We start from the raw sequence: 5187 nt of genomic DNA, 5'->3' as shown, positions 1-5187 counted from the left end.
CTGAATAAATTCAGAAGCCTTTATAAACTAACCAGAAGATCGGTCAATGGATCGTTAAATATTTCTTAACTGATCGGCATTAACCTAAAGGTTGGCATTTTTTAAAATATTACAACAAAAAACCTTAACCATCATCTCTAATAGTTATTGTTGCAGAAGTCTGAACCCCTTTAGGCGTTTCGAATATAACGCTTAACAAACCTGTATTTGCATCGTTTGGATCTGTCTCACGACTAATCGTTAACTCCTCATAAAGAGCACGAGTAGAACTAGTTTCAAGCATAGTATAGTCACTACGCCCATCAAATTTACCATTAGCCGTCGACATAGATAACGTTGTCCCCGATGGAATTGGATTGTTATATCTATCAGAGTAATAAATACCGAATGTTAAGCTATCTAAAGCATTAGACCCAACACCTGAACTTAGATCGATTAAGTTAACGTCACAAAAATCATCTGTATCAGAAGGCTCTAATCCTAAAATTAATGTTTCAGTACTGACTCCATCTTCATCTGTAGCATCGCTTATAACATCGTTACAGCTTTCTATATTTAGAGTAGAAGTATTAGGAAATTTATTAGTAAGCTCATTTTTAGAAACAACAAAACGACTAAAAACTGCACTACCTGATAGTATAATTTGAAATGAATCTCTTACATCAATCAAGTCTTTTGTACATAAACTTGCAAATGTTGCATTTGCTGGAGGATTAGTTGCCGCTTCTGTACACAATAGGCCATTGTACTTGCCATCAGCTAAAGTATGCATACCATTCAAGTCAATATCAAAGCTCTCTTCAAAATGACCACCATTTGTATTTGTAGGGCTACACGGATCTGTTGAACTACCCTCTTGGCAAAAGCTAGCTTCTTTAGTGATTGTCGCTGTAACTGGGTCATAAATACCTGCTAAGCCATCATAAAAACCATTTTCATTGTGATCAACAAATGCCTCTGGTAAATCATAGCCACTGTAATACTCATTCGTATCAAAAAGTCCATTACCATTAATATCTATAAATGATTCTTGCCCTTTAGCAATAGCAAGTACTGTAATACGACCACCCAAAGGCACGCCTAATGGAGAGTCCTTAGCATTCAGTATTCCGTCAATACATGGTGCTGCATTACCAAAATATAAGTCACAATTTTCAGCAATACCATTCTTCCATTTAGTCTCTGTAAATGGTTTTGGATTTTGGTTACGCCATTGTGCATTACATGCACCATCAACAGTATTACATTCAAGCTGTGCATTAAATGCCGTACCATCTAAAGTACCTACTGCACCGCCTTCTGTAGTTAGGTAAACAGCAGTTCCATCGGGTACAGGGTTATTAAATTGATCAGCTAAGTAAACTGAAATTTCATTAATATCACCAATGTAATCAAGAGCCTCTATGTTTATAGTCGCTGCACCTGCAGTAAAACTGTTACCGTCAGGAAGACCTGAACTAATCGATACTAAATCAGAAACCGTAATGACTTGCTCATCAAGTGATACTAAAGAAAGTTCCCCTACAGGGCACGATACATTGTCACTTCTATCTGCTGCATCTTTTTGACACTCTAAATAAACATCTTGCCAACAAGTAACATCATCATTTTGATTTTCAGGAATTTGACTTTCAGGAATGTAACAAGCTTGTACTCGAACAGCCATTGGAACAAAGCCTGCATTTACCTGGACACGAGCTAAACCTTCAGCATCTGTAAACACACTCGAGTGCGATAAGCTTATTCCGCCATTAGTCGAACTTAAACGAAAGTCCATTCTGCTACTAACAACAGATTTACCAATTTTATCTTTTAATTTAAACGTAACTTCAGATGTTTCAGAGCGTGTTTGACCGCCAGTCCCTTTAAGTGCAATAACATTTTGTGTTGCATCTATAAATTCTATTGATTCAACTTCGGCAATTGATACCGGAATATTTATAGATTTAATAACCGGTGTACCACCCGTTAATACTGTTGCAGTAACAGTATCGCCCAATGATGCACTACAACCATCTGTACGGTATGTTGCAGTTGCTATACCGCTTATGCTTTTTGCTGTGGCATCCATTACAGATAAACCAGCTTGTGTACAATTAGAAGTAAATTCAACGTCTAAAGCTGATACAACAAGCTCAGAGTTACTGTCTAGTATTTCAACTGTAATTACAGTAGTTGCACCTGCAGCTAAAGGTTGATATTCACCGGCGATTGGATTTCCATTAGCATCTAATACATTGAATAAACCATTACTAATGTTAACTTGTAACTCTGCTGTAGATATTTCAAATGCTTTTTGGCTAGATGTTAGCTTAGATGTTGCTGTAATTTCGCCTGCACCGCTGTTAGCACCAGGTTGAAGTTTAAGTATTGCAAAACCAAAGTTATCAGTTAAAGCTTTACCAGATACAGGTAATAAACTGCCTAAGTCTGTAGAAATTTCGCTAATAATACCAACAAAACCATCACCAGAGCTCGTGTCTGTGACTTTTACTAGCACATCAATTAATTCGTCTGAAGAAAATTGATTAACAACAGTACAACCAAAAGCCGTATAAGTTTGCTCAAGTGATACTAAGTTTCTGTCATTATCCCAACCATCAGCACAGCCTTGTAATAATTTAATATCAACATCCACAACAGCTTCTTCCGTTGAGGCGTCGTCACCGTTTGATATAAAACCTAGCGTTTTTGTAACAGTTGAATCATCACCAACATAAGTTGCAGTGATTTCTCCTGCACCTTTAAAATCACCGCTGCTTAAACTAACAACGGCCTGACCTGTTTCATTTGTAAGTGCAGTACCCAATTCAGGCGTTATTTTACCTGTAAATTCGGTTGTAAAAGTAACTAGCTGTGATGTTAAAGGTTCACCATCGCTTGTTAGAGTTGCAGTCACAACCCCTTTATTATCTTTACTTACAGGATTCGAATCGGTAAATACCAACCCAGATTGATCAACGAGTGTAAGCTCTAAAGTAATAGAAGTACTAACATCTGTATCCGTACCTGTATCGCCGCCAACGGTGCCATCTTTTTCAATTGACCCCCCGCCGCCACAAGCTGTGAGTAAAAAACTAAGTAATGAAATACTGAGCAGTCGCGTTAAAGGCATTAACCTCTCCCTAGTGTTGTTATTATTAACCAAACGTTATTTACCTAATATTAACCTATAACTTAGTCTAAAATCTCAGTTTTTTGTTACTTTTTTCTATAAAATAATTTTAAATAAATACTAACTTTTTCTGTATAAATATTTCCAGACTGGTAGTCTATGGAAAAATTATAAAAGCAGATTAAGGTATATGTCTAAAATTAGTTCAATGGGTTTAACTACTCGCATCATGATAGGTATGGTGCTAGGTATTTTAGTAGGCTCTATATTTCAGGATATTTTAGCTGGTGAAGACGATTATCTAATTCCACTTGGGTTATTCTCTTTGCCAATTAAAGCCTTTTTTGTAGATGGTATTTTTCATATAGGTGGCGAAATATTCATCTCAAGTTTGAAGATGTTAGTTGTGCCTCTTGTTTTTGTTTCTCTTGTTTGTGGCACATGTAGCCTTAGCGACCCAAAAAAACTAGGTCGTTTAGGTGGTAAATCTATTGGTTTGTATTTATTAACAACAGCAATTGCGATTACCGTTGCAATAAGTTTAGCGTTATTGTTTAGCCCTGGTGAGGGTGTTCCATTACCTACAAATAATGTTTATGACGAAAAAGTAGCCCCTTCTCTCGCAAGTGTCATTATTGCTATGTTCCCGACTAACCCATTTGAAGCAATGGCTAAAGGAAATATGCTACAAGTGATTGTTTTTGCACTTTTATTTGGTGTAGCTATGGCGCTTAGTGGTAAAGCGGGTAATCGCGTTGCCACAGTTTTTGAAGACTTGAATACTGTAATCTTAAAGTTAGTTACTCTATTAATGAATATTGCACCGTACGGTGTGTTTTTCTTAATGGCTAAGTTATTCACTACAATTGATATTGATTTAATTGCAAAGCTCGCCCAGTACTTTTTAGTTGTAGTTGCTGCATTGCTCATTCATGCGTTTATTAATTACAGTGTTTTATTAAAAATATTTACAGGCCTAAGCCCTGTAAAGTTTTTAACTAAGATGAAGCATGCCTGTTTATTTGGTTTTAGCACATCAAGCTCCAGTGCCACAATGCCTATTACGCTCGAAACAGCGACTAAGAAATTAGGTGCGAGTAATTCTGTAGCATCATTTACAATCCCTTTGGGAGCAACTATTAATATGGATGGCACCGCTATTATGCAAGGTGTTGCTACCGTATTTATTGCCCAAGTGTATGGAATTGATCTTAGTGTGACTGACTATCTGACGGTAATTTTAACAGCAACACTAGCCTCAGTAGGTACCGCAGGAGTGCCGGGAGTTGGTTTAATTATGCTCGCAATGGTACTTAATCAGGTTGGTTTACCGGTTGAAGGTATCTCTATAATAATAGGTGTAGATAGACTACTTGATATGACCCGTACAGCAGTCAATATTACTGGTGATTGTATGGTTACATGTGTTGTAGCGAAGTCTGAAGGGGAATTAGATGAAACTGTATTTAACGACCCTAACGCAGCTAAAGATTTAGAAGACTACCACAAGTCACTCGACTAACTACCTTCTCTTTTTAGTTACAAAAAAACCTTGATGGTTAGCATCAAGGTTTTTTTATGTCAAAAATTAAATTAAGGATTAAGCGCTTTAAACTTAGAAAGTAAGCTAACACCGACTTTATTTACTCCACTGCTTAAACCAAGTGCTAATTTATCACTTAGTCCCTTTTTAACTTTGTATTTGATTTTATAAATTTGACGCTCATGTTGCTGCTCTAATAAAGCATCATCACTCGTTTTAATAATATCAACTAAACCTTTTTCAATCGCTTGAGTTGCAAACCAATGCTCACCAGTTGCTACTAAATCAATATCTAAACTAGGACGTTGACTGCTCACAAATGTTTTAAATAAATCATGCGTTTGCTCAATTTCTTCACGAAACTTTTCGCGTGCTTTATCTGTGTTCTCACCAAATAAAGTAAGAGTTCGTTTAAACTCACCCGCAGTTATTTGTTCAAATTCCACATCGTTTTTCTTTAATATTTTATTAAAGTTAGGTATTTGAGCAATAACACCAATAGAGCCTACAATAGCAAAAGGTGCGGCTA

3 protein-coding genes are annotated in these 5187 nt (G+C 36.6%); 1 reads left to right on the top strand and 2 read right to left on the bottom strand.

What is annotated here, in order from left to right; genetic code table 11:
• Positions 1-124: 124 nt before the first annotated feature.
• The gene (locus tag L647_RS0100200) at positions 125-3115 is read right to left on the bottom strand and encodes a hypothetical protein (RefSeq protein WP_024609425.1); all 2991 of its coding nucleotides are present in this window, start codon (positions 3113-3115) and stop codon (positions 125-127) included.
• Between the two features lie 190 nt (positions 3116-3305).
• Here L647_RS0100200 and L647_RS0100195 point away from each other — a divergent pair, with 190 nt between their 5' ends.
• The gene (locus L647_RS0100195; RefSeq protein ID WP_024609424.1) at positions 3306-4637 is read left to right on the top strand and encodes a dicarboxylate/amino acid:cation symporter; all 1332 of its coding nucleotides are present in this window, start codon (positions 3306-3308) and stop codon (positions 4635-4637) included.
• A gap of 71 nt (positions 4638-4708) precedes the next feature.
• Here the strand turns inward: L647_RS0100195 and L647_RS0100190 are convergent.
• A partial coding sequence (locus L647_RS0100190; RefSeq protein ID WP_024609423.1) for a S49 family peptidase occupies positions 4709-5187 on the bottom strand: 479 nt, incomplete at its 5' end.

It is taken from the genome of Pseudoalteromonas sp. TB64, from assembly GCF_000498095.1.
Lineage (GTDB): Bacteria > Pseudomonadota > Gammaproteobacteria > Enterobacterales > Alteromonadaceae > Pseudoalteromonas.
This window is presented reverse-complemented; position numbering and strand designations above follow the sequence as displayed.